The following is a 21,375-nucleotide window of genomic DNA, read 5'->3' as shown; positions in this document are numbered from 1 at the left end:
CGGCGGCCCAGCCCGGGTGGCCACCCAGGCTGGGCCATTCCTCACGGAACGACGCAAGTATAATCTGGTGCGCTAATACAAGGGTGGGCAAAGGCGCGTGCCCACCTGCAATGTGTGAGACCTCATCCTGAGGAGCCGCGCAGCGGCGTCTCGAAGGATGAATGGCATTAGCGGGGCCACATGGTTCGAGACGCGCTACGCGCTCCTCACCATGAGGGTTTGACTACTCCGATGGTGGGCACGCTTCGCTTTGCCTACCCTACGGCGCCGGTGCTACTTCGCCCTCTGCAGCGCCGCATTGACCAGCGCGCGATAACCACGCTCCGCAAACGTCGTCGGACGATCGAGGCCCAGCCGCGCCAGGCATTCGAGGCCAGCGGCATCCGGCGGCTGCGTCATCCCCTGCCACAGCAATCCGGGCAGAAGCAGCGGCGTCCGCTGCGCTTCCCGCAGCAACTGCAGCGCCGGGATCAGCCGCTGCTCGATCTCGGTAAAGTCGCTGCCGAACGGAAACGACGGCAGCAGCCCGGTCTCGCGCGCGGGCTTCAAAGCCTCCGCCACCCGTTCCGGAAAATTCTCGCGATGCGCGCGCGGAATTTCAAATGCCTTCGGCAGCTTGCCGGCGTCCTTGGCGATCTTCGTAAGCTCGTCCTGGAAACGGGAATCCGTGACCGCGAGCATCGCCGCAATGGTCTCGGCGTCCGATTTGCCCCTGACATCGGCAACACCGTATTCGGTAACAAAGACGTCGCGCAGATGCCGCGGGATGGTCTCGTGACCGTAGTTCCAGCGGATGTTGGAGTGCGTCTTCCTGCCCGCCTGCCGCGTCGCTTCCAGCGTGAGGACCGAGCGTGCGCCTTGAAGCGCGAACGCCTGCGCGACGAAGTTGTACTGGCCTCCGACGCCGCTGACGACCTGGCCATCGTCGAGGCCGTCGGAGACCGCCGCCCCCATCAGCGTCGCCATCATCGCGTTGTTGACGAAGCGGGCATCGATGCGCGCGCGGCGCTTGGCATCCTCGTCGCCATAGAGCTCGTTGGTGAACGATACCGGCATCATCTGGATGCGCGCGAGTTGCTCGGGCGGCATCTCGCGCAACGCGCGATAGAACGATTTCGGCCCGAGGAAAAATGCGCCGTGCAGCACGACGCCGTCGACCTCGCGCTTGAGAATATCGGCCTCGATCAGGCTGAGAAACGCCTCGATCAGCATTTCGCTGACCCCATACAGCCCCTTCGCGAACGGCGCGCTCTCCACTGGCTCCACGCCGGGCGCGAGCCGCTTCATGATGGCGCGGAACTGCGCACTGTCCCGATGACGGACGATCAGCCCCTGCGCCAGCGCATCGCCGACTTGCCCGATGCCGATCTGCAGCGTGCCGCCATCAGGTACGAGGCCTGCGGCGTGAAGCCCGATCGCGTATTTGGTGTCGCTGACTGGCTCGGCCGGCGGGGCGAACAGCGGGAAATCCGTCGCGGGGCTATCGAGCACGGCGGAAAATTCGTTCCCCGGCAGATCGCCCGCACCCGGCATGAACGGCAGTTCTGAATTGACTTGTGCGAACACTTTGAACGATGCGCGCCCCTCGGCGCGGGCACGCAGCAGATCAAGCGCTGTGTCGGTGTTGCAGCTCAGACTGTAACGGGTCACGCCATCGACTACGCGCTTGGCCACCAATGGCGTGACGACATTGAGCCCGCGCGCCAGCAAATACGATGCAGCATGGGTATAGTTTGCGGAGATGTAATGCTGCTGCGCGAACGGCACCTGCAGCCATTTGCCGGCCAGGAAGAAAAACTCGATCACCTTGACGTTGGGCGGCAGTTCTCCGGCATGCAGTGCATTCGCATAGGTCAGGTCGGGATAATCACCAAACAGGCGATCGATCACGGGGCTGATGAAACGTTGTTCGAGCAGGCTCGAAGGCCGTGGCTTTTCCAGCGTCAGTGCCGAAAATAACGTCAGCTTGATCGAACGGTCGGCGGCGGCGCGTGCGTATAGCACGTTGACGACATGGTTGGCCTTGCCGAGCCCGAGCGGCAAGCCGACCACGAGGTTGGTTCCGACATCGCGGATGATATCCTCCGCGATCGCTTCGGGATCGGAAAACAGCTTTGGCATCAATAGCGGACCCAGGGCGTAGCTGCGAAGCCAACCGCCCTGAACCGGACGCCAGCCGCCGAAGCTATAGCGCATCTCCCGCCGGACTTCGTCTGTGACGAACCGGCAACAGCCAAGCGCCGATTTCACTGAATTGATGTACTGATGTCGCGCGGCAGTTTGCCTGTGGCGGCGACGCCCCCTAAACAGGTAGAGGGAGCCGAGGCTGTCGGCGGGGGCGCAGACAAGCAATGCATGATCCGGAATGACGGGCGACCGGCATTCTCCGAAGATCATGCCCAAACAAACAGATAGAGCGGGATAGCTCGAAGCAGGGTTATCACGTTCTTGTGTTGACTACGGGGTCAAATGGCTAAGCGTGCCGCAAGGGTTGGCCACGTCGAAAGACGGTTGCTTCGATCGGGCATTTGCCTTGCTGCGGCTAGCCTAGCGTTTGCGGCGCCGGCTGCGCATGGCGAATCGCTCCCCGAGGCGCTGGCCAAGGCCTACCAGACCAATCCCGCGCTCAATGCCGAGCGGGCGCGCCAGCGCGCCACCGACGAGAACGTGCCGCAGGCGCTTTCGGGATATCGGCCGCAGATCGTTGCTACGCTCTCCGCCGGCTTTCAGGCGGTGCGCAACCTGCTGCCCGACAACACCATCCAATCGGCGAACCTGAAGCCCTGGACCATCGGCGTGACCGTGTCCCAGACGCTGTTCAACGGTTTCAAGACCGCCAACAGCGTGCGCGTGGCGGAACTGCAGGTTCAGGCCGGTCGCGAGGCGCTGCGCAACGTCGGTCAGGGCGTGCTGCTGGATGCGGTCACGGTCTATACAAACGTTCTCGCCAACCAATCGCTGGTCGAAGCCCAGCGCGCCAATGTGGCGTTCCTGCAGGAAACGCTCAGCATTACCCAGAAGCGCCTGAATGCCGGCGACGTCACGCCCACCGATGCCGCGCAGGCCGAGGCACGTCTGAGCCGTGGTCGCGCCGATTTGAATGCCGCTGAGGTCAATCTGGCCGTCAGCCAGGCGACCTATCTTCAGGTTATCGGCAACGCGCCCACCGTGCTCCGCCCTGCCGAGGCCATGGATCGCCTGCTGCCGCGCAGCCGCGACGATGCCACCAGCTTCGCCTTCCGGGAGCACCCAGCGGTGATGGCGGCAAGCTTTGATTTCGACGTGGCATCGACCTCGATCCGCGTCGCCGAGAGCAGCCTGATGCCGACGATCACACTGCAAGGCAGCGCCAGCCGCAGCAAGCAGTCGGACCCCACGCTCGGCACCTTGGGGACCGATCAGGCTTCAGTAACGACCCAGCTCACGCAGCCGATCTATGACGGCGGTATGGCGGCGTCACAGACCCGGCAAGCCAAGGAAATCGCAACCCAAAGCCGGCAGGTGCTGGACCAGGTCCGCAATCAGGCCCGCACCGCTGCGGTCGGCGCCTGGGTCGCCAATGAAGGCGCCAAGATCGCGGTGACCGCATCCGAAGCCGAGGTCCGCGCCGCCACCGTCGCGCTGGAGGGCGTGCAGCGGGAAGCAGCCGGCGGCCAGCGCACCACTGTCGACGTGCTGAACGCGCAGCAGGATCTGATCCTGGCGAAGGCCCGGCTGATCGGCGCGCAGCGCGACCGCGTGATCGCCTCCTACACCTTGCTCAGCGCGATCGGCCGGCTCGACGTCAAGACGCTCAATCTCAAAACGCCGGACTACCTGCCGGAAGTGCATTACCATCAGGTGCGCGATGCCTGGCACGGCCTGCGGACGCCGTCGGGGCAGTAGGTTGCATTTTCTTCCGGTATTAACCGGACGCTGATCATGTCGGGTATTTTCAGTCGCCAGCCATTTGCGTTCGCCTAAAACCCGGGTCCGCTTCCGTCACCCATTTGTTTGATCGATTTTGCGAGGCCTCGTGGTTTCAAACATCCTGCGCTGGTCGGCCAACGGCTTGTTGGTCCTGCTCCTGTCCGCAATCCTTGTGGTCACCTCATTCCGCCTCGCGGCGTCGATACGCGAAACCGGGGCGCGCGCCCAACTGGCGCCACGGACCGGCCACCTGGTGCCGACGCGTTCAGGCCGCGTGTTCGTGCAGGAGAAGGGTCCGGAGGATGGCATTCCCGTGGTGCTGTTTCACGGCACGGCGGCGTGGAGCGAGCTATGGCGGCATACCAGCGACGTGCTGGCCGCGGCCGGCTTTCATGTGATCGCTCTCGATCTCCCGCCGTTTGGATTTTCGGACCGTCCTGGCAGTTATACGCGGCAGGACCAGGCCGCCCGGATCCACGATGTGCTTGATGCACTGAAAGCTGAGCCCGCCATCATCGTCGGTCACTCCTTCGGCGCTGGTGCTGCGACCGAACTCGCGATGCGATATCCGGATCGGGCGCGCGCATTGGTGTTGGTCGATGCGGCACTCGGATTGACGGTTGCGCCGTCAGCCGCGCCCTGGGTGATCCAGCCGCAATGGATTCGTGAAGTCCTGGTGTCGCTGACCATCACCAATCCCGTGGCGACGCAAATGCTGCTCAAATCGCTGATCGCGAAGAAGGAGCGCGCGCTGCCGGAATATGTTGCGATCCTGCAAAGGCCGCTGGCGCAGCGCGACAGCACGCGCGATATCGCCGGCTGGCTGTATTATTTCCTCGGCGCCGACACCGATGCCGCGAGCGCGGACCGCAATGCCTATGCGAAGCTGGAAGTCCCCGTCGCGATCCTGTGGGGCGACAAGGATACGATCACCCCGGTTGAGCAAGCTCTCGATCTCCGAACGCTGCTGCCGCCTGATACGGACCTGACATTGCTGCCGGGGCTCGGTCACATTCCGCAAATCGAGGACCCCGGCATGTTCAACGATGCCCTGCTCAAGACGCTTGGAAAATTCTAGACTGAGCAGAGATTCGACAAGTCCTACCGATCACCGGCCGGAGACATCATGGACATCATCAGATTGTGCGCCTGGGGCTATGCCGCCCTGCTCGGCTTCGTGATCCTTACCGGCTACATCCCGGCCTTCATCGACGCCAATGACATGATCTTCGGCCTGTTTCGCCGCACCTGGTACGCCGACGGGCTGCATCTCGTCTCGGCGCTATGGGCGGCAATTGCGGCGATGACCTCGCGCCGCGCCTCGGAATTGTTCTTTCAATTGTTCGGCGCGTTCTACTTCGCCGACGGCGTGCTCGGCCTGCTCACCGGCAGCGGCTATCTCGACTTCGGCATCCTGATCAACGGCGCACTCAACCTGCCGCTCTCGACGCGGTTTTTCGCCAACGCTCCGCATCTCGGCCTTGGCGGCGTGGCGATCCTGATCGGCTATGGGCTCGCACCGCGGACGCGGTCCGTCGCTCATGCTTAGGTGGCTGCGGCGCATCCTGGCTGTTGTCGCGATCCTGATCGCACTGTCGGTGCTTGTGCCGCTGGCCTATATCGAGGGGACCTGCCGCCCCTCTTCCGGCGCTGCAGTCGCCAATGCGCCGGCCGTGACCCTGCCCGCGATCGACGAGCCGGGCTACCGGCGCAAGCTGAACAACACCTTCTTCACCTTCCCCGAATGGTACATCGTCTATTCGTTCGAGGATTTCGGCCGCTTCCTCGATCGCTCCGGCGAAAGCCATTTCAACTATCTCGGCCATATCTTCGGGTTCTGGCAGAGCTTCTGCACCATCAACCGCGCGGTGCCCGCAACCGGCGAGCAGCTCACCGAGGTCAAGACCATGATCTACGTGATCGGCATCAGCTACTCCGCTGAATACGCCATCAAGGGACTTTATGAAAACACCGTTGGGCGGGTGTTCGAATGGATCAGGGGCGAGAAGCGCACACCGCAGGACGAGTTCGGCCGCGCCGTGCTGCAGGACTATGCTGCGTTCCTCTACACGATCCCCTGGTACAAATATCCGTTTCGCGAGAAGCTCGACGGCCTGATGGCGATCTCAGCGCCGACGCCGAGCAACTTGCGCAGCTGGGAGCGCGACTTCACGCTCGGCGCGGAATATTTCGTCAAGATCGGCTATGCCGCGCTGATCCAGAAGGCGCTCGACGCCGGTGGTGACAATGAGCCGCGCGACATCATGTTCGCGGTCGCGACGCTGCCACCGCAGATGCTGGCGAAGGAGCCGCGCATCAAGCCGATCCGTGCGCTCAACGCACAATGGCAGCTGGTGCAGGCGCCGCGCTACAAGGCCTTCACCGAGATCGTGCAGGGCCTGCTGGATCAGGGATTCGGCCTTGCGGAAATCGCGGGCAATCACGACATCCTCATCACGGTGATTGCGCCGGATGCCGCCAAGCTGGACATTAAAGGTACGGCAGAATTGTTTTCGCTGGAGCTGGATGCCCGGCCCGGGTTTCGCAGGGCCGGCCTGAAAGCCAGGATCGACCGGCTTGTCGACATCAACCGCGAACTCAAGGCCAGGGGTGCAAGCATTGAGCACTTCTATGACTACTGACGCGCGTCAGCGGCATCTGGCGTTGCCGCTGGGCCGCATCGCCGGTGCAATCGCCTTCGTCGTCTTTGGCTGGCTTGCAGTTGTCGTTGCGTTGACCTTTGGATCGGCCCCCGGCAAGTCGATGGCCATTGTCGGTCCGCAATCACAAGCGCTGGCCGCGATCGCCAGGGCTAATGGCCGCATCCTCGCGTCGAACGATTACGTCACCATTGCGCGTTCCGACGATGCCGGTTTTGTCGCCCGCCTCTATGCCGCGGGCGCACTGCTGGTGCTGGACGCAGAGCAAGCCGGCGGCTGCAGCGGCCTGCCGCCCAAGCGATCCACCGCGCAGCTCTGACGCGTTTACGACGCGTACTTCTGATAAAACGTATTCGTGAATAGCTCGCTCGGATCATGTTTCCGCTTTGCCGCGAAGAAATCGTTGATCTGCGGATACGAGCGCTGCAACTGATCGCGCGAATAATAGAGCTGGTAGGGCAGGAAAAACCAACCCTTGTGCGCGATGGTGAGGTCGATCAATTCCTCCGTCGCCTTCTTCATTCGACGGTTGCCCTCTTCATCGGTGGTCTGGTTGATGTAGAGCACCAGCGAGAACGCCGGCTCCGGCGAATAGGTCAGGAAATTGTTCTCCTGATGCACGACGCGCACGGACGCATTCAACAGATTGGTCTTGTTGTCGGTCAGCACCTTGCGCATGCCGTCGACAAACGAGACGAACTGGCCGCGCGGGATGAAATATTCGTGCAGGATGTCGGTATCGTTGGGCAACGCGTTGCGCAAGTAAGGCACGGAATCGTGCATCGGGTCATTGCGGTTGACGAGACAGGCCTCCGCCGATCCGATCGCCTGCGCGCGCGTCACCGTGCAGGTCTCCATCCGGTGCTCGATGTGCTTTTCCGACAGCCATTTCATTTCCTGAAACAGCGGTCCCTGCTTGGACAGGTTGATGGTGAGCCGCCGCAATTTGGTGCCTGAGACCTCGCCGAGCGGCTCGCGCTTGAAATCAGTGCCGTCCACCCTGGTGTAGGTGTAGAGCAGCAATTCGCGCAGGAACGAGCTTGGCGCGGTCGAGAGGTGGCCATACATCAAGCCGACATTGGCGTCCTTCTCGATCTCATTGGCGAACAACGCCGGAAATTCCTTGTAGTCCATCATGCGGCGCCCGGTCTGGTAGACCAGATTATCGGCAATATCGAGCTCGGCCTCGACGATGACGCCGAACAGGCCGTAGCCGCCGACCACGAGGTTGAATAGATCCGTGTTCTCGGTCCCCGATACCGTCTGCAACGAGCCGTCGGCCAGCATCACCTTCATCGACTTGATCGATTTGGCGAGCGCGCCGGCCTGATGGTCCATGCCGTGGGCGTTGACCGAGATCGAGCCGCCGACACTGAAAATATCGGTCGACTGCATGGCGCGAACTGCAAAGCGCGGATGCAGCACGCTCTGGATATCGTGCCAGGTCGCGCCCGGCTGCACCGTGACCGATCGCGAGCTCTCGTTGAGAACGATCTTGTTGAAGCCGCGCATGTCGAGCACGATGCCGCCCTTGCGGAAGGCGTGCCCGCCCATGCTGTGACGCACGCCGGCGGTCGTCACCGAGAGCTTGTTGTCGCGCGCAAACGCCAGCGTCTTCGCGACATCTTCGACGCTGCGCACCTCGACCACGCCGTAGATTTCGGTCTTGTTGAGGCAGCTCGCATCATTGATGCTGCCGCCAAGCTGCGACCATTTCACATCCTTGAGCGGCGCAATCGCCTTGATCCGCTCCAGATCGATCTTCGCCTGCTCCCCGCTGCCGACCGCCGGCCCGCAATCCTTTTCGCCGGCGGGATCGGCAGCCAGCGCCTGAAGCTTGCGATAGCTATAAATGCCGAGCAGCACGACGACCACGGCGACGACCGACGCGCCGGTTTTGAACTTTTGTGAAAATTTTCGCATGAACTGATTCCAGGGGGATTGCGAGATATTCCGGGCAGCGGATCATTAGTCAAATTTGGGCGGCTTCCGGTTCGATAGACCGGTTGCGTTACCGAAGCGATAACTCAACGCAGCCACGCGCCGGGCGCCCTTCCCGCGCCTCACTTCTCCCGATAATCTGCCGACCGCACAGCGGGCGAAGCAACGCCCGGCGCCGAGGAGGAACGCTGAAGTCGACGGGCACGCCCTGTTCGGACACCAACAATCAACAACATTGTCCATGGAGAACACCAATGCTGACGCGACGCAGTATGATGCTCGCCTCCATCGCAGCCGGAGTGATCATGAACAACAGAACCGCCTCCGCCAAAGCGGCGCAACCCGCGACGCCGGTGAATTTCGACGTGCCCGCGGGCGCCTGCGACTGCCACACCCATATCCATCCGGACCCTGAGAAATTCCCGTTCTTCTCCGGCCGCGTCTATACGCCCGAACTGGCCTCTCCGGAGGAAATGACCACCCTGCACAAGGCGCTGCACATGGAGCGGGTCGTGATCGTCACGCCCTCGATCTACGGCACCGACAACTCGGCCACGCTGTTCGGCATGGCGGCGCGGGGACCGACCGCGCGCGGGGTCGCCGTGATCGACGACAAGACGTCGGAGAGCGATCTCGACCTGATGGGCAAGGCCGGCATTCGCGGCGTCCGCCTCAATCTCGCAACCGGCGGCGTCAATGATCCGAGTGTCGCCCGGCCGCGCTTCACGGCAGCCGTCGAGCGCATGAAAGCGCGCGGCTGGCATGTGCAGCTCTATACCAATCTGGCGATGATCACCGCGATCAAGGATCTGGTCATGGCCTCGCCGGTGCCTGTTGTGTTCGATCATTTCGGCGGCGCGCAGGCTGCCCTCGGCGTCGAGCAGCCCGGCTTTGCCGACCTCGTGGATCTCATCAAATCGGGCAAGGCCTATGTGAAGATTTCCGGCGCCTACCGCGCCTCGAAACTGGCGCCCGACTACACCGATTGCATCCCGCTCGCCAAGGCTTTGATCGCGGCCAATGCCGACCGCATCGTCTGGGGTACCGACTGGCCGCATCCGAACTCGGTCACGCCTGCCGACAAGAAGATTACCGACGTCACGCCGCTGTTCCAGATCGACGACGGGCAGCTGTTGAACCAGCTTCCGGTGTGGGCGCCGGACGCGGCGATCCGCAAGAAGATTCTCGTCGACAACCCGGCGCAGCTTTACGGGTTCTGAAGCCCGGCGCCCGACATCGCGGCGCGCTGAAGTCCGAGCGGGTCGTGGTCGCAGTTGCGCAGCCAGTCGCCGGCCTTGCGCAGGCCGCCGAACGGGAACAGGTGAAACCCCGCGATCGGCGCAGTCGCGGCCGCAGGCGCGCAGCGCAATCCCCTGACGACGTCGTCCGGGCCGGTATCCGTCAGCAGCCGGCCGAACCGGCCGATCTGGGCCCGCAGCGCGCGCATCGAATTGCCGATGCCGCAGCGGAGCGCGAATTTTGTCAATGTCGCCGGCGTCGCCGGACCGGCCAGACCGACGATGACAGGAAGATCGACGCCGGCGCGATCGAGCGCAGCGATCCATTGCAGGACCGGCGTGCTCTCGAAGCAAAATTGAGTGACGATATCGACCCGCGTTCCGGTCCGCCTTCCCCAATCGCGCCACGCTTCGAGCCCCTGCAGCGCATCCGGCAGTTCGAGATAGGGATGGCCTTCGGGATGACCGGCCACGCTGACGGACGTCATTTCGTGCGCCTCGAGCAAGCCACTGTTGCAGACATCGCGTGTCGACTTGAACGGGCCCCTTGCGGCGGCGACGTCGCCCGCGATCAGGACAATGCGCGACACATCGGCCTCGCCCCGCGCCCGGGCCAGGAAATCGTCGAGCGCCCCCCGGGAGGGCATTTCGCGCGCAGCGATGTGCGGCACCGGATTGTAGCCAGCCCGGCGCAACGCGGCAGCCGTTTCGACATTGTGGCGATAATTGTCGCCGGGCAGGAACGTGATGGTGACATCCGTGCCGGCAGCGAAATGATCGCGCAGTTCCGCGACCTGATGCCCGCGCGAGGAGATTTCGACTGATACCGACGACAGCAGCGCGGCTAGTCTGGAGGATGACTGATCGGAGACGGTCACGGGCGCCTCCCAAGGTCATGCCGGCGCGCGGCGGCGCGAGATCACGTAGGTTTCGTCGTTGAACCAGAGGCCGCCATGCTTCTTCAGCACGCGGTCGGTGGCTTCGAGGTAGCGGCCGTCGCGGACCACTTCCGACAACCTGTTATCCTCGATCTGCGCCACGTAGATCGCAGCGTTCCAGGCCGCGAACAGCGTCGAGGTCCCGATCGGCCCGCTGACCTCGTCCGGCAGCGTGTGCATGCGGTAGCGGAAGATCGAGCGCGCGTCGGAGGAGGCATTGAAATTGTAGTGCCGGGCCGCCGCGCCAAGCTCGTGCTTGACCTGGCGCAGGATCGCGTAGCGGTCGGTCTTGAACGGATCATCGCCCGGCCAGACCTGGTCGATGATCTCGATGCCGGGGTCCTTGCCATGCGAATGGATGCCGATCAGCCGCCCGCCTGGCCGCAGCGACTTGACCAGCGGCGTCAATACCTTCGAGGCCTTGAACTCCACGCTCGCCCGCGCCCGGTAGGGCTGTGAGGCAATGACCAGATCGTAATCCGCCATCACCCGGCCGGGCCGCGGCATGATCGGATCGAGCAGGAACGAATGATCCTCGCGCCGCAGCGTCAGGATGACCGGACGCTGGTACACCGGATTGCCCGTGGTGGGGCTGATGCCTGCGCGCCAGTTCTCGGCGAGGAAGCCTTCCAGTTCGCCGATCTGCTCGGCGAAGCCGTGCGCGGTGTTGCCGGTCAGGGTGACATCCTTCCAGATCAAGCCTTGCGCTGACGTCACCGAGCGCGGCGTCAGCCACGGCGCCTCCGCGTAATACAGATTGGTCACGACAAGCACGGTGGCGGGATGCTCGAACAGGCGGTCCGCCATCTTCTCCAGCATCAGGCGGACGTCTTCGTAACTGATCTCTTTCGCCACGACATAGAGCGGCATGGTCGGGAAGCGCGCATGCACCGCCCGCATCACGCGCGACAGCACGGTGCCGTCGCCGACGCCGGCATCGAAGATGCGCAGCGCCGGCGGCGCCGGCTGCAGATTGCCGAGCTCGAGCGAGATACGATTGCCGACCTCGGTCTTCTCGCTGCAGGTCGAGACGAACAGCAGGTATTTCTGGCGATTGTCGAAGAATCGGAAGCCCGGCGGCGCGACGGCATTGGCGGCGGCCGCGCCGTTCAGCGGTTTGGCTGACGGCGACGGTTGGCCGGCCGCTGCGGTCGAAGCGGGCTGGTGCTCGGCGAGATACGCGCGGACCTTGTCGAGCGTGCCGGTCGTGATCCTGGCGCCGTCGCGCAGCCGCGACACCAGCTTGCCGTCATTGACCACCAGCCGCCCGAAGGTCGATTCGGCGGTCTGCGTCTGGCGGCAATAGTCGCGGATTTCTCCGAGTATTTGCTCGGCCGTCGGCGCCGCCTTCGCTGGCTGCGCGTGGCCGTTCTGCCCGCCATTCGATCCTTGGCTTTCCTCGATCCGCATGGCTTCTCCTGCGGTTGGTCCCTGCCGGTATCAAGGGACGGCCACAGGATTGCGTCAACCACAAACCGAGTGGGCAGGAAACATGGGCGTGTGCCCATACGAAAATCCCATCACCCGCATCGGCTCTGACTATTTACGCAACGGCCATTGCGGCGGATGAGTGCCGAGCGGCATCGCCGGGCGCGTCCAGAACGCCGGGGTTTTCGACAGGAACGCCGAGTGCCTGACCGATCGCAGCACACCGAAGCCCGAACCGGCCTCCTCGATGAAGGGCCTCACCGCCTCCCCCTTCAGATCATCGGTCGCAAGGCCGTCGCCAACCCGCCCGAGATTCCACAGCCATCGCCCGGTCTGCGCCAGCGACACCTGGACGTGCCAGCTTCCGCCTTCGCGCGCCTGACGTGCCTTCGCCATCATGGCGCCGAACGCCATGAAGTAACCGGTGGCGTGGTCGAGCATTTGCGCCGGCAACTCCTTCGGTCCGTCGATGCCGGCCGCCTGCCCTTCGGCATGGTTGAAGCCGGTCGCAGTCTGCACCAGCGAGTCGAAGCTGCGCCGCGCCGCCCATGGCCCGGCATGGCCATACGCCGACAACGCGACATAAATGATACCGGGATTGATGCGCGCCGCATCCTCCGGCGAGAAGCCGAGGCCGGCGATGGCATGCGGCCGGTAGCCTTGCGAAAAAATATCCGCCTCGGCCAACAGATCGCGCAGCACCTCCCTCCCTTGCTCGCTCTTGAGTTCGACAAAGCTCGTCAGCTTGCCGCGCCCGGTGTCGATGGTGAGCCAGGGAATTGCCGGCAGGTCGGGCCCGGAAATCAGCAACACGTCGGCGCCGTGCGCGGCGAGCGTTCGCCCCGCGACGGGACCCGCGATCACGCGCGACAGATCGAGCACGCGGATTCCCGCGAGCGGACGATCGCCCGCAGGCCACGGCTTTGGCGCGGCATCACCGATTTTCATGATCGAGATCAGCGGCAGTGCGGCGAGCGCTTTCGCATGCGGCGTAGCCGCCCATTCGTCGTGGGAGCGCATGAAGGCAACGACACAGCCGCCGGCATAAGCCGCGGTCTCGAGCGCCTCGCCGTCCCATTGCATCAGCGCGGCCTGCACTTCTTCGCGCTCCGGCTTGCAGTTCAGCAGCTTGCAGACGGCGTCGCGGTGATGCGGGAAGTTTGTGTGCAGCCGCACGAACCTGTTATCGCGGGTCTTGTAAACTCCGGCGATCGCGTCCCAGGCTGGCGGCGGCGGCTTGCCGTCGACGCGCAGATAGCGTTCGCTCCGGCATTCGACCACGGCATGGCGCATATCGACGGCCACCTCCTGCGCTTGCCGGCTGCGCATCTTCCAGATCTCGGCCGCCGCCAATCCGGTCGCGGCAACGCTGACCTGTGCGGCCGCAGCGACGCGAAACGAGGACGGCAGTTGCGGCTCATCGCCGGTCAGCGTGAGCGCGTCGAGCGCGGAAGCTTCGCCGCCGGCAGCGGACCAGATATCGGAGAGAATTTCGCGGGGGCTTTGCATCGGTGTGTCTATTCCGTTCTTTTAATATCCGACGCAACGTAGCCCGGATGGAGCGTAGCGCAATCCGGGTGGAGCGATCCGCTGACAAGATCTTCCCGGATTTCGCTTCGCTCCATCCGAACTACGGATTACCAGGCACCGTTCCCTCCCCGTCATTGCGAGCGCAGCGAAGCAATCCATAGCGCGGCAAGCGGAGAGATGGATTGCTTCGCTGCGCTCGCAATGACGTTGATACAGTTTCGCGATCTCGCGGCGCATTGCGCCCGAGGTTTGCATCTTCTTTTTGCCCTCCTGAAACACAGAGGGCGCAGGGAAGACCGGGTGCTTGCTGCTTGCCGGCAAGGCAAATCAGTCCGCAGACCGTAGGGTAGACAAAGCAACAGCATGCCCATCATCAAGAAGGACGATCGGTGATAGATGGTGGGCACGGCGCAAGTGCGCCTTTGCCTAACCTACGAACTCGGCGCTACAATGCGGCGGAATCAACAAAGGAAAAACAAAATGGATTTGGGTTTGAAGGGCAGAAACGCCGTCGTGCTCGGCGGCACGCGCGGCATCGGGCGGGCGATTGCGAACACGCTGGCGGGCGAAGGCTCAGGCGTCGCGGTGTGCGCCCGCAACGCCGATCAGGTCGCCGGCACCGTTACCGAGCTGCAGGCGATGGGCGCGAAGGCGACCGGTGCGCCCGTCGACATCACCGACGCCGCCGCGCTGAAATCGTGGATATCGGACGCGGCCCGAGAACTGGGCAGCGTCGACATGCTGTTTTCCAATGCCGGGGCCATGGCGCAAGGCGGCGATCCCGCTTCATGGGAGCAGAACTTTCGGCTCGACGTGCTCGGCGCCGTGAACGCGTTCGAGGCTGCGCGTCCCTGGCTCGAAGCCAGCGGCGAGAAGACCGGCGACGCGGCCTTCGTCATCATTTCATCGATCTCGGCGGCGCAGGCGGATAGCGCCAGCTCATACGGCCCGATCAAGGCGGCGCTGATCCACATGGCCAAGGGACTGGCGCGGCAATACGCGAGCAAGAAAATCCGCGTCAATGTGGTGTCGCCGGGCACGGTTTATTTCAGGGGCGGCATCTGGAACATGGTCGAGCAGAACATGCCGAAGCGCTACCAGGATGCGCTGGCGCGCAACCCGACCGGCCGCATGGCGACGCCGCAGGAAATCGCCAATGCGGCGGTGTTCCTGGCGAGTCCGGCCTCCTCCTTCACGACCGGTTCGAACCTCGTCGTCGACGGCGCGATCTCGAACCGCGTGAATTTCTGAGGGCGTTGTGCGGTAGTGTGGGTGGGCAAAGGCGCGCTTGCGCCGTGCCCACCATCTATCCCGATAGCAAACTGAATGGTGGGCACGCTCCGCTTTGCCCACCCGCTTCTCAATGGCTCCGCCGGCAACGGAGCCATCCTAATCGCAGCCCCGCCTACTTCACCGTGTCCACGCCGGCCTTGCAGGCGACGGCATCCTGATCACCGGTGGCGCCGCTGCAGCCGACCGCACCGATGATCTTGCCGCCCTCGACAAGCGGAATTCCGCCGGGAGACGCTGTCGGCGGGGGCGAATCCAGCGTGATGATAACGGCGCCGGCAGGATTCTGCATCGCGTTGTTGAAGATCTGCGTCGGGCGGCGAAGGCGCGCCGAGGTCCGCGCCTTGTTCTGCGAGATCGTCACCGACCCGTGCTGCGTGTTGTCCATCTTGTAGAAATAGACAAGATCGCCGTGCGTATCGACGACGGAAATGGCGAGCTTCCAGTTGCGGGGAGATTTCGTGGCCTCGGCAACGATCGCCTTCACGACATCGGCGGCGCGATCGGCGGTGATCGAATTTCCGTACGGGACATCGAACGGCATCTGGTCAGGCACCGCTGCCGGGGCGGCTGCCGGCTGCTGGGCCTGAGCCTGGCCGCAGATCGTCACGGCCGCGCACGCCGCGAGAATCGCCAAAGTATTCCGACGCATGTCTTCCTCCCAAGGATATTGATTATGAGGGTATTAATTATGTTGCGGCCGGGCCGTCCCCCTACGCTGCCCGGCTGACGTCGACAGTAGGCGTTTTCCGGGCTTGTTGAAACTCAATTTGGGCGTGCGTATCGCGCCAGAGCGAGATGACTTCTCTTCGATTCGTCATCCCGCTCTAACTTTTTGTTTGAGCATGATCTTTTCGGAAAACCGGTATCCACTTTTCCGGGTCATGCTCTAGGCCCGGTTTGCTGCGGCCGCGAAGACCATTACCGATGTCCCGAACGCGGGCCGACGGCGCAGGCAAAGTTGCGAGAGCTCGCCTTACAAGCTCGCCTTGCACTTGCGAAGCAAACCGGCAAATTTGAAACGATAAACTAAGGGAACTTTACGAAATTACCTTCACTCTGACGGCCTGCTTCAAAGACCCAGCCGACTGGGTATCAATGACGGATGGCCACGATGATTGTCGACGACCAAAGGACAAAAGTGCAGCGCGAACCGCGACGCGAACTGCGCAAGCGGCCGACCTGGATGACGGTCGACGACGGCGTGACGAAAATTGAATGCTTCGTCCTGGACGTTTCGCCGGGCGGCGCCAAGATCGCGACCGATGCGGCGCTGGACGTCAGAGACGGCTTTCAATTGGCGCTGGTGCCCGAACATACGACGCGCCAGTCGTGCGAAGTGGTTTGGCGTCGGGGCAAGACCTACGGCGTAAAATTCCTGTCCTGACCGAATTCCGTCTCCGTCATGGCCGGGCAAAAGCGCGAAGCGCGTCTTCGCGCAGATGTCCCAGCCATCCACGTCTTTCTATCCAAGTGAAGCAAGACGTGGATGCCCGGCAGCCGGCTACGCCAAGGCTTCGCCGGGCTTGGTGCCAGTCCGCCGAAGCTTTAGCGAAGGCGGGCACGAGGCCGGGCATGACGAATTCGCGGTAAGACCGCGCTTCATTGCCCGCATTTTGAGCCAGCCCTAGATCGGCCGAACCTGGTTGGCTCGATCGGACCGGCGGCCGACGTCGACCGGCGGCACACTCGCCACCTGCATCCCCACCCGCTGACATACTCATGTCGTGATTGGCTTCGACACATGACTGTATTATTACAGTCAGATGTCAGTTCGATTACAGCGGGGCAGCGAATGAGTTTGGAATGGCAACAGGCGCGGTCAGGTTCCCTGTCCTGGACGAATCCCGTGTCCTGGTGGTGGGGCCTGTTGACCCTGGTGAGCGGCGTCAATATCGCCGTCTGGTTCGTGCTGTATCGTGAGCTTCCGCTCCAGCCGACTGGCGCTGCCGGCAGCACGGCCGGCATCGGGGCCATGCTGCTGTTCTGTGCGGCCTATGTTTTCGGCTGCGCCTTCAGGTCATTTCTGCCGCGCGCGGACGTGCAGCGGATCTGTCTGTTCGACACCTGGTGGTCGAGCGTTCTGGTCGGACGGTCGGTGGCGACCGTGGCCGAGATCTGTTTTGTGGCGCAATGGGCGATTCTCCTGCATCAGCTCGGCACGATGACCGGGGCGGAAACGACCGTGAATGCCGCGTGGGTGATCGTACCCCTGATCCTGATCGCGGAATGCCTCTCATGGTATGCGGTGCTGACCAGGAATTATCTCGGCAATGCCATCGAAAATTCGCTATGGGCGGTTGCCTTCTTCATCATCGGCGTGGGTCTTTGCCGCCTGCTTCCGGAATTCCATGGTGCAGTTCGCGTGGTCCTGGCCATAGCCATCGCAGGCATTGCGGGCTTTCTGGCGTTTCTGATGACGATCGACGTCCCGATGTACCTGAACCGCTGGCGGACCGGCGATGCCGATGGCGACAAGCGCCTGACGCCCCGCGAGGGCCTGCGCGACGTGAGCACGCGCTGGGTGGTGACCCACGACCTTGCCGAGTGGAAGGATGAGATTGCCTGGATGTCGCTCTATTTCAGCCTGGCGGTCTGGTCCAGCCTCGCGCTGTGCGTGATCTACTCGCTCGAAAATCACCTGCCGCAGTACCGGACCGGGGCGGCAATCGTGAGCGTGTCGTCCGATACGGTGGCCGGTCATGGTGCGAACGGCGTCGTGCCGGTGGTGAACGTTTCCGCGGCGGATGCGTTGAGGAAGAACGCGGCGCCGTAGTGCCATCGTGGTGCCCGCTAAAGCCTTACGTCGCGTGACCGGCGTGCATCTATCGCCGGCGTGGGGCTTTGGTTTCATGAGGGCAAGCTTTGGACAGATTTCAGATAGGCGTTCATTTTCTGGCGCTGACGGCGGCCTTCGCGCTGGCCGTTCCGATCGGCTGGACCGCGAGAAGCCGGCGCGAAGCGCAGGCCTGCGCACCTTCCCGCTGGTGGCGCTGGCAAGCTGCGGATTTATCCAGGCCAGCGAAAGTCTGCTGGTGCATTCCCCTGACGGTATGTCGAAAGTGATCGAAGGCCTGATCACCGGCATCGGATTCATCGGCGGCGGCGCGATCCTCAAACAGGGGACGACCGTGCAGGGCACCGCGACGGCTGCAAGCCTGTGGGCCACCGGCGCGATCGGCGTTTCCGTCGGACTCGGCAGCTACGACGTCGCGGTGACGATCGCCGCTTTTACGTTCCTGACGCTGAGGCTGCTGACACTGATCAAGGAAAGAGACGATGTTAGGGACGGTGGCAAGAGCGACCGTAAGACCGACACCAGGTTGGATTGAGCCCAGGTTTCCTGATGCCCACCGGGACTGGTCGCGAAGCAGCGACGCATACGATGCACAACAGTCACCGCATCGTGAGGCTGTTTCGTCGCCCGCGGCCCGCATGAAATATTCCGTGCCTCGCGTGAAGCCATTTTCCTGACCGAGGAAGAACTCCCGAAACGATATCGTCGTAACGTGATCCTCTTCATACAGTGGAGTCGGTCATGTGGATGATCATCGACATGCTCTACCGGGAATATTGCCGGGCCCGGTTACAGGAGATGCGCAGGCTCACCCTTTCTCGCTGAAGTTCAACAGGGCGCGAGCAATCTGTCGCAGCCGGCATTTGCCGACTTGCGGTAACCCGAAATCAGGGATCATCTTGTCGGACCGTCATCGAAGGAGAAAGTTATGCAGCCATCGACAGACGATCTGCTGATACGCCAGATTAGTGCCCTGGTATCAGCGACCGCTGACGCAGCGTCCACCAGCAGGGAACACGTTCCATTCATGGAAGCCAGGCTCTACGAAACCCTGGCTGCACATTGCGCCGAAAAGCAGAGGCTCGCAGCAACATTTGCCAGAAGTGGGGCCGGAAAGACGCGGACGGAATTGGTCTATTGGTAGACCGGAACCAGCCAGATTATTGTGAGAGCCACATACTTTTTAGATTGCCCTCACGCCGCGCCCGAGGGGGATGCGCGTTCGCCCGTCCCCTCCAACCAGCCCCGATCGGGAGCGCGATCCTCTGAATTGGTCCCTAAACTGTCCCGGGGGAATACCGAACTCGCGCTTGAACGCCCGATTGAACGCTGCTTCCGAGTCATACCCGACCTCGGAGGCCACCTGTATCACAGCCTCCCGCGTGGTTTGCAGCATCCTGGCGGCGAGTTGCAATCGCCAGCGCGCAAGATAGGTCAGCGGCGGCTCGCCGAGAAACCGGGAGAACCTCTCGGCAAGGACCGAGCGCGAAACGCCGGTCTCGGCGGCAAGTTGCTCCACGGTCCAATGGTGACAGGGTTTTCGGTGCAGTAGCGCCAGTGCACCGCCGACGACCGGATCCCGCGCACCTGCGAGCCAGCCGGTCTGTTCCGGCGGCAACGCCTCCATGTAGCGGCGAATGGTTTCGATGAAGAGCGCCTCCGCCATCTTGGAGAGCAGGACCGATTGTCCCGGCCGCGCGGATCCAGCCTGGGAGACAAGATGGCGAACCGAGTTCTCCAGCCATTCGCCGGCCGGGTCGCCCCGCAGATTGATTTTGATCATCAGCGGCAGGCCGGCGAGGAAAAGCCGTTCGGCATGACGTTCGCAGCCGAAATAGCCGCAGACAAACCTTGTCACCTCGCCACCGCCGCCCAGTCGCATCGTGGTCATATGGCCAACCAGGAACTCGCTAAGCGAAGCTCCGCTGTCGAGGTAGGTCGATGGCGAGCCGTTCGACACGGTATGGGCATCGCCGTGGGGGATGATCAGGATATCGCCCGCAGCGACGGCGATGTCGTCTTCGCCCTGGAAGCGCACGATCGCCTTCCCGTCCGTGACCAGATGATAGCTGACCAAGCGCTCGGTTCCGGGAGCAAGTACGTGGGCGACGTCCTGCAGGGACGGCACCAGGAACCCCCAAGGGGCAGTGCACTCTGCGTGGTAGAAGATGGCGCCCGTCATGTGCACCGACGCGAGGGCTTCCGATAGGGCATCCATTTCCTTGGCTCCGCCGAACGTGGACCCCATGGGCTGCAAAGAACCACGGAGTTTCGGCAAAGTTGGGGCTTCGATTTCCCGCTAGGCTCGAATGCCTTGGGTCGGGCCACTTGGCTCCGGCCACCGCGATCAGTCAGCCTGGCTGCCATGAACCGGCATGAAGAACTTTGCAAGGAGGGTCCGATGGGCAAGGCATTCGACGTGATCGTCGTGGGCGCGCGCTGCGCCGGCTCGCCAACAGCGATGCTGCTGGCGCGCAAGGGGTACCGGGTGCTGGCGGTCGACCGCGCGTCATTCCCGAGCGACACCGTTTCAACCCATCTTGTGCATCCCCCTGCCGTGAATGCACTATCGCGATGGGGGCTGCTCGACCGGCTGGTGGCGACCGGATGCCCGCCGATCCATACCTACTCTTTCGACTTCGGCGCGTTCACCATTGCCGGCGCCCCCGGCACGGACAAGGATCCCGTTGCCTACTGCCCGCGGCGGACCATCCTCGACAAACTGCTGGTCGACGCCGCCACCGAATCCGGCGCGGAGATCCGTCAGGGTTTTGTCGTCGAGGAAATAGTGATCGAGAGGGAGCGCATCATCGGCATCAAGGGCCGATCGAAGCAAGGCGGCGCCGTCACGGAACATGCCGACGTGATCGTGGGGGCCGACGGCCGGCACTCCGTGCTGAGCGAGGCGGTTCATCCCGAGCAGTACCGCGAGAAGCCGCCTCTGCTGGCGGGTTACTACAGCTATTGGCGAGGGCTGCCGACCGACGGCCGCTTTGAAACCTTTGTCCGCGACAAGCGTGCATTTGCGGCAATGCCGACCCATGACGATCTGACGCTCGTCATTGCGGGATGGCCTTACGCGGAGTTTGCGGAGAACAAGAGGGATATCGAGGGCAATTATTTGAAAGCCATCGAACAGGCGCCGGACTTTGCCAAAAGGCTGCGCAGCGCCACGCGCGAAGCGCCGTTCGCCGGCGCAGCGGTGCCGAACTATTTCCGCAAGCCTTACGGCGCCGGCTGGGCGCTCGTAGGGGACGCCGGCTATAACAGGGACTTCATAACGGCGCAGGGAATTCTCGATGCCTTCCGGGACGCCGAACTCTGCGCCACCGCGATCGATCAATCATTGTCGGGCGCGCGGCCATTCGAGGAAGCCATGAGCGAGTACCAGCACACCCGCGACGCGGCGGCCGGGGCGATGTACGATTTCACCTGCGACCTCGCAACGCTTGAGCCGCCGCCACCCGAGCTGCAACGGATCCTTGGCGCGGTTCATGGCAACCAGGCCGCCATGGACGGTTTTGCACGTCTGAATGCCGGGACGATATCGCCGACGGAATTTTTTGCGCCGGAGAACATCGAAGCGATCTTTGCCGCTGCAGCCAGAGCTCAAGGATGAGTGCATAGTGACCCGCAGATAGATC

The 21,375-nt window shown here is 63.1% G+C and carries 17 protein-coding genes and 1 pseudogene; 11 read left to right on the top strand and 7 right to left on the bottom strand.

Features of this window, described 5'->3' with window-relative positions:
- Positions 1 to 273 precede the first annotated feature (273 nt).
- Entirely contained in the window at positions 274 to 2,121 is a 1,848-nt protein-coding gene (locus tag V1279_RS08955; protein ID WP_334446273.1) for an acetyl-CoA hydrolase/transferase C-terminal domain-containing protein, read from the bottom strand.
- Between the two features lie 348 nt (positions 2,122 to 2,469).
- Between V1279_RS08955 and V1279_RS08950 the strand changes: the two genes are divergently transcribed.
- The 5 genes from V1279_RS08950 to V1279_RS08930 all read left to right on the top strand — a co-directional run bounded on the left by V1279_RS08950 (position 2,470) and on the right by V1279_RS08930 (position 6,888).
- Complete coding sequence (locus V1279_RS08950; RefSeq protein ID WP_334434455.1) at positions 2,470 to 3,885, top strand: TolC family outer membrane protein; 1,416 nt, start codon at positions 2,470 to 2,472, stop codon at positions 3,883 to 3,885.
- A 130-nt stretch (positions 3,886 to 4,015) separates the two neighbouring features.
- Complete coding sequence (locus V1279_RS08945; RefSeq protein WP_334434453.1) at positions 4,016 to 4,987, top strand: alpha/beta fold hydrolase; 972 nt, start codon at positions 4,016 to 4,018, stop codon at positions 4,985 to 4,987.
- 48 nt (positions 4,988 to 5,035) lie between these two features.
- On the top strand, positions 5,036 to 5,458 hold the full coding sequence (locus V1279_RS08940) for a hypothetical protein (RefSeq protein WP_334434451.1): 423 nt from the start codon (positions 5,036 to 5,038) through the stop codon (positions 5,456 to 5,458).
- On the top strand, positions 5,451 to 6,551 hold the full coding sequence (locus V1279_RS08935; protein WP_334434449.1) for a hypothetical protein: 1,101 nt from the start codon (positions 5,451 to 5,453) through the stop codon (positions 6,549 to 6,551). Before V1279_RS08940 ends, V1279_RS08935 begins: the two co-directional genes overlap by 8 nt.
- Positions 6,541 to 6,888, top strand: coding sequence for a hypothetical protein (locus V1279_RS08930; protein ID WP_334434447.1), 348 nt, complete (start codon positions 6,541 to 6,543; stop codon positions 6,886 to 6,888). The genes V1279_RS08935 and V1279_RS08930 overlap by 11 nt, the downstream gene beginning before the upstream one ends.
- A gap of 5 nt (positions 6,889 to 6,893) precedes the next feature.
- On the opposite strand, the gene V1279_RS08925 is transcribed toward V1279_RS08930, so the two are convergent.
- Entirely contained in the window at positions 6,894 to 8,492 is a 1,599-nt protein-coding gene (locus V1279_RS08925) for an FAD-binding oxidoreductase (protein WP_334434446.1), read from the bottom strand.
- Positions 8,493 to 8,764: 272 nt separating this feature from the next.
- On the opposite strand from V1279_RS08925, the gene V1279_RS08920 reads away from it, so the two are divergent.
- Positions 8,765 to 9,730: an amidohydrolase family protein gene (locus V1279_RS08920; RefSeq protein WP_334434444.1), complete on the top strand. Its 966-nt coding sequence runs from the start codon at positions 8,765 to 8,767 to the stop codon at positions 9,728 to 9,730.
- On the opposite strand, the gene V1279_RS08915 is transcribed toward V1279_RS08920, so the two are convergent.
- The 3 genes from V1279_RS08915 to V1279_RS08905 all read right to left on the bottom strand — a co-directional run bounded on the left by V1279_RS08915 (position 9,718) and on the right by V1279_RS08905 (position 13,623).
- Positions 9,718 to 10,626 carry a methylenetetrahydrofolate reductase gene (locus tag V1279_RS08915; RefSeq protein WP_334434442.1) on the bottom strand — a complete coding sequence of 303 codons (909 nt, stop codon included), beginning with the start codon at positions 10,624 to 10,626 and terminating at the stop codon, positions 9,718 to 9,720. The two genes, V1279_RS08920 and V1279_RS08915, sit on opposite strands and share 13 nt — an antisense overlap.
- A 15-nt stretch (positions 10,627 to 10,641) precedes the next feature.
- The gene (locus tag V1279_RS08910) at positions 10,642 to 12,096 is read right to left on the bottom strand and encodes a hypothetical protein (RefSeq protein ID WP_334434440.1); all 1,455 of its coding nucleotides are present in this window, start codon (positions 12,094 to 12,096) and stop codon (positions 10,642 to 10,644) included.
- A gap of 129 nt (positions 12,097 to 12,225) precedes the next feature.
- Positions 12,226 to 13,623 (bottom strand): CoA transferase, encoded by a 1,398-nt coding sequence (locus V1279_RS08905; RefSeq protein ID WP_334434438.1) that lies wholly within the window; start codon positions 13,621 to 13,623, stop codon positions 12,226 to 12,228.
- A gap of 501 nt (positions 13,624 to 14,124) precedes the next feature.
- Here V1279_RS08905 and V1279_RS08900 point away from each other — a divergent pair.
- Positions 14,125 to 14,895, top strand: coding sequence for an SDR family NAD(P)-dependent oxidoreductase (locus V1279_RS08900; protein WP_334434436.1), 771 nt, complete (start codon positions 14,125 to 14,127; stop codon positions 14,893 to 14,895).
- A gap of 154 nt (positions 14,896 to 15,049) precedes the next feature.
- On the opposite strand, the gene V1279_RS08895 is transcribed toward V1279_RS08900, so the two are convergent.
- Complete coding sequence (locus V1279_RS08895) at positions 15,050 to 15,586, bottom strand: GlcG/HbpS family heme-binding protein (protein WP_334434434.1); 537 nt, start codon at positions 15,584 to 15,586, stop codon at positions 15,050 to 15,052.
- A 462-nt stretch (positions 15,587 to 16,048) separates the two neighbouring features.
- Between V1279_RS08895 and V1279_RS08890 the strand changes: the two genes are divergently transcribed.
- The 3 genes and pseudogenes from V1279_RS08890 (at position 16,049) to V1279_RS08880 (ending at position 18,266) form a co-directional block, all read left to right on the top strand.
- Positions 16,049 to 16,321: a PilZ domain-containing protein gene (locus tag V1279_RS08890; protein WP_334434432.1), complete on the top strand. Its 273-nt coding sequence runs from the start codon at positions 16,049 to 16,051 to the stop codon at positions 16,319 to 16,321.
- A 408-nt stretch (positions 16,322 to 16,729) separates the two neighbouring features.
- On the top strand, positions 16,730 to 17,710 hold the full coding sequence (locus tag V1279_RS08885) for a hypothetical protein (protein WP_334434430.1): 981 nt from the start codon (positions 16,730 to 16,732) through the stop codon (positions 17,708 to 17,710).
- A gap of 89 nt (positions 17,711 to 17,799) precedes the next feature.
- Positions 17,800 to 18,266 (top strand): annotated as a pseudogene (locus V1279_RS08880) (MgtC/SapB family protein).
- Between the two features lie 648 nt (positions 18,267 to 18,914).
- Here the strand turns inward: V1279_RS08880 and V1279_RS08875 are convergent.
- A complete protein-coding gene (locus tag V1279_RS08875; RefSeq protein ID WP_334434428.1) occupies positions 18,915 to 20,009 on the bottom strand; it encodes an AraC family transcriptional regulator in 1,095 nt (364 codons plus the stop codon).
- 123 nt (positions 20,010 to 20,132) lie between these two features.
- Here V1279_RS08875 and V1279_RS08870 point away from each other — a divergent pair, with 123 nt between their 5' ends.
- Positions 20,133 to 21,350 carry an NAD(P)/FAD-dependent oxidoreductase gene (locus V1279_RS08870; protein WP_334434426.1) on the top strand — a complete coding sequence of 406 codons (1,218 nt, stop codon included), beginning with the start codon at positions 20,133 to 20,135 and terminating at the stop codon, positions 21,348 to 21,350.
- Positions 21,351 to 21,375 lie beyond the last annotated feature (25 nt).

The sequence above is a fragment of the Bradyrhizobium sp. AZCC 1610 genome, assembly GCF_036924515.1.
GTDB lineage: Bacteria > Pseudomonadota > Alphaproteobacteria > Rhizobiales > Xanthobacteraceae > Bradyrhizobium.
Note: the sequence above shows the minus strand (reverse complement) of the source record. Positions and strands in the feature narration are given on the sequence as shown.

Coding starts and splice junctions, on each gene's coding strand:
- V1279_RS08955 (WP_334446273.1), bottom strand. CDS start 2,121: ATGCCAAAGCTGTTTTCCGATCCCGAAGCGATCGCGGAGGATATCATC.
- V1279_RS08950 (WP_334434455.1), top strand. CDS start 2,470: ATGGCTAAGCGTGCCGCAAGGGTTGGCCACGTCGAAAGACGGTTGCTT.
- V1279_RS08940 (WP_334434451.1), top strand. CDS start 5,036: ATGGACATCATCAGATTGTGCGCCTGGGGCTATGCCGCCCTGCTCGGC.
- V1279_RS08935 (WP_334434449.1), top strand. CDS start 5,451: ATGCTTAGGTGGCTGCGGCGCATCCTGGCTGTTGTCGCGATCCTGATC.
- V1279_RS08930 (WP_334434447.1), top strand. CDS start 6,541: ATGACTACTGACGCGCGTCAGCGGCATCTGGCGTTGCCGCTGGGCCGC.
- V1279_RS08925 (WP_334434446.1), bottom strand. CDS start 8,492: ATGCGAAAATTTTCACAAAAGTTCAAAACCGGCGCGTCGGTCGTCGCC.
- V1279_RS08920 (WP_334434444.1), top strand. CDS start 8,765: ATGCTGACGCGACGCAGTATGATGCTCGCCTCCATCGCAGCCGGAGTG.
- V1279_RS08910 (WP_334434440.1), bottom strand. CDS start 12,096: ATGCGGATCGAGGAAAGCCAAGGATCGAATGGCGGGCAGAACGGCCAC.
- V1279_RS08905 (WP_334434438.1), bottom strand. CDS start 13,623: ATGCAAAGCCCCCGCGAAATTCTCTCCGATATCTGGTCCGCTGCCGGC.
- V1279_RS08900 (WP_334434436.1), top strand. CDS start 14,125: ATGGATTTGGGTTTGAAGGGCAGAAACGCCGTCGTGCTCGGCGGCACG.
- V1279_RS08895 (WP_334434434.1), bottom strand. CDS start 15,586: ATGCGTCGGAATACTTTGGCGATTCTCGCGGCGTGCGCGGCCGTGACG.
- V1279_RS08890 (WP_334434432.1), top strand. CDS start 16,049: ATGATTGTCGACGACCAAAGGACAAAAGTGCAGCGCGAACCGCGACGC.
- V1279_RS08885 (WP_334434430.1), top strand. CDS start 16,730: ATGAGTTTGGAATGGCAACAGGCGCGGTCAGGTTCCCTGTCCTGGACG.
- V1279_RS08870 (WP_334434426.1), top strand. CDS start 20,133: ATGGGCAAGGCATTCGACGTGATCGTCGTGGGCGCGCGCTGCGCCGGC.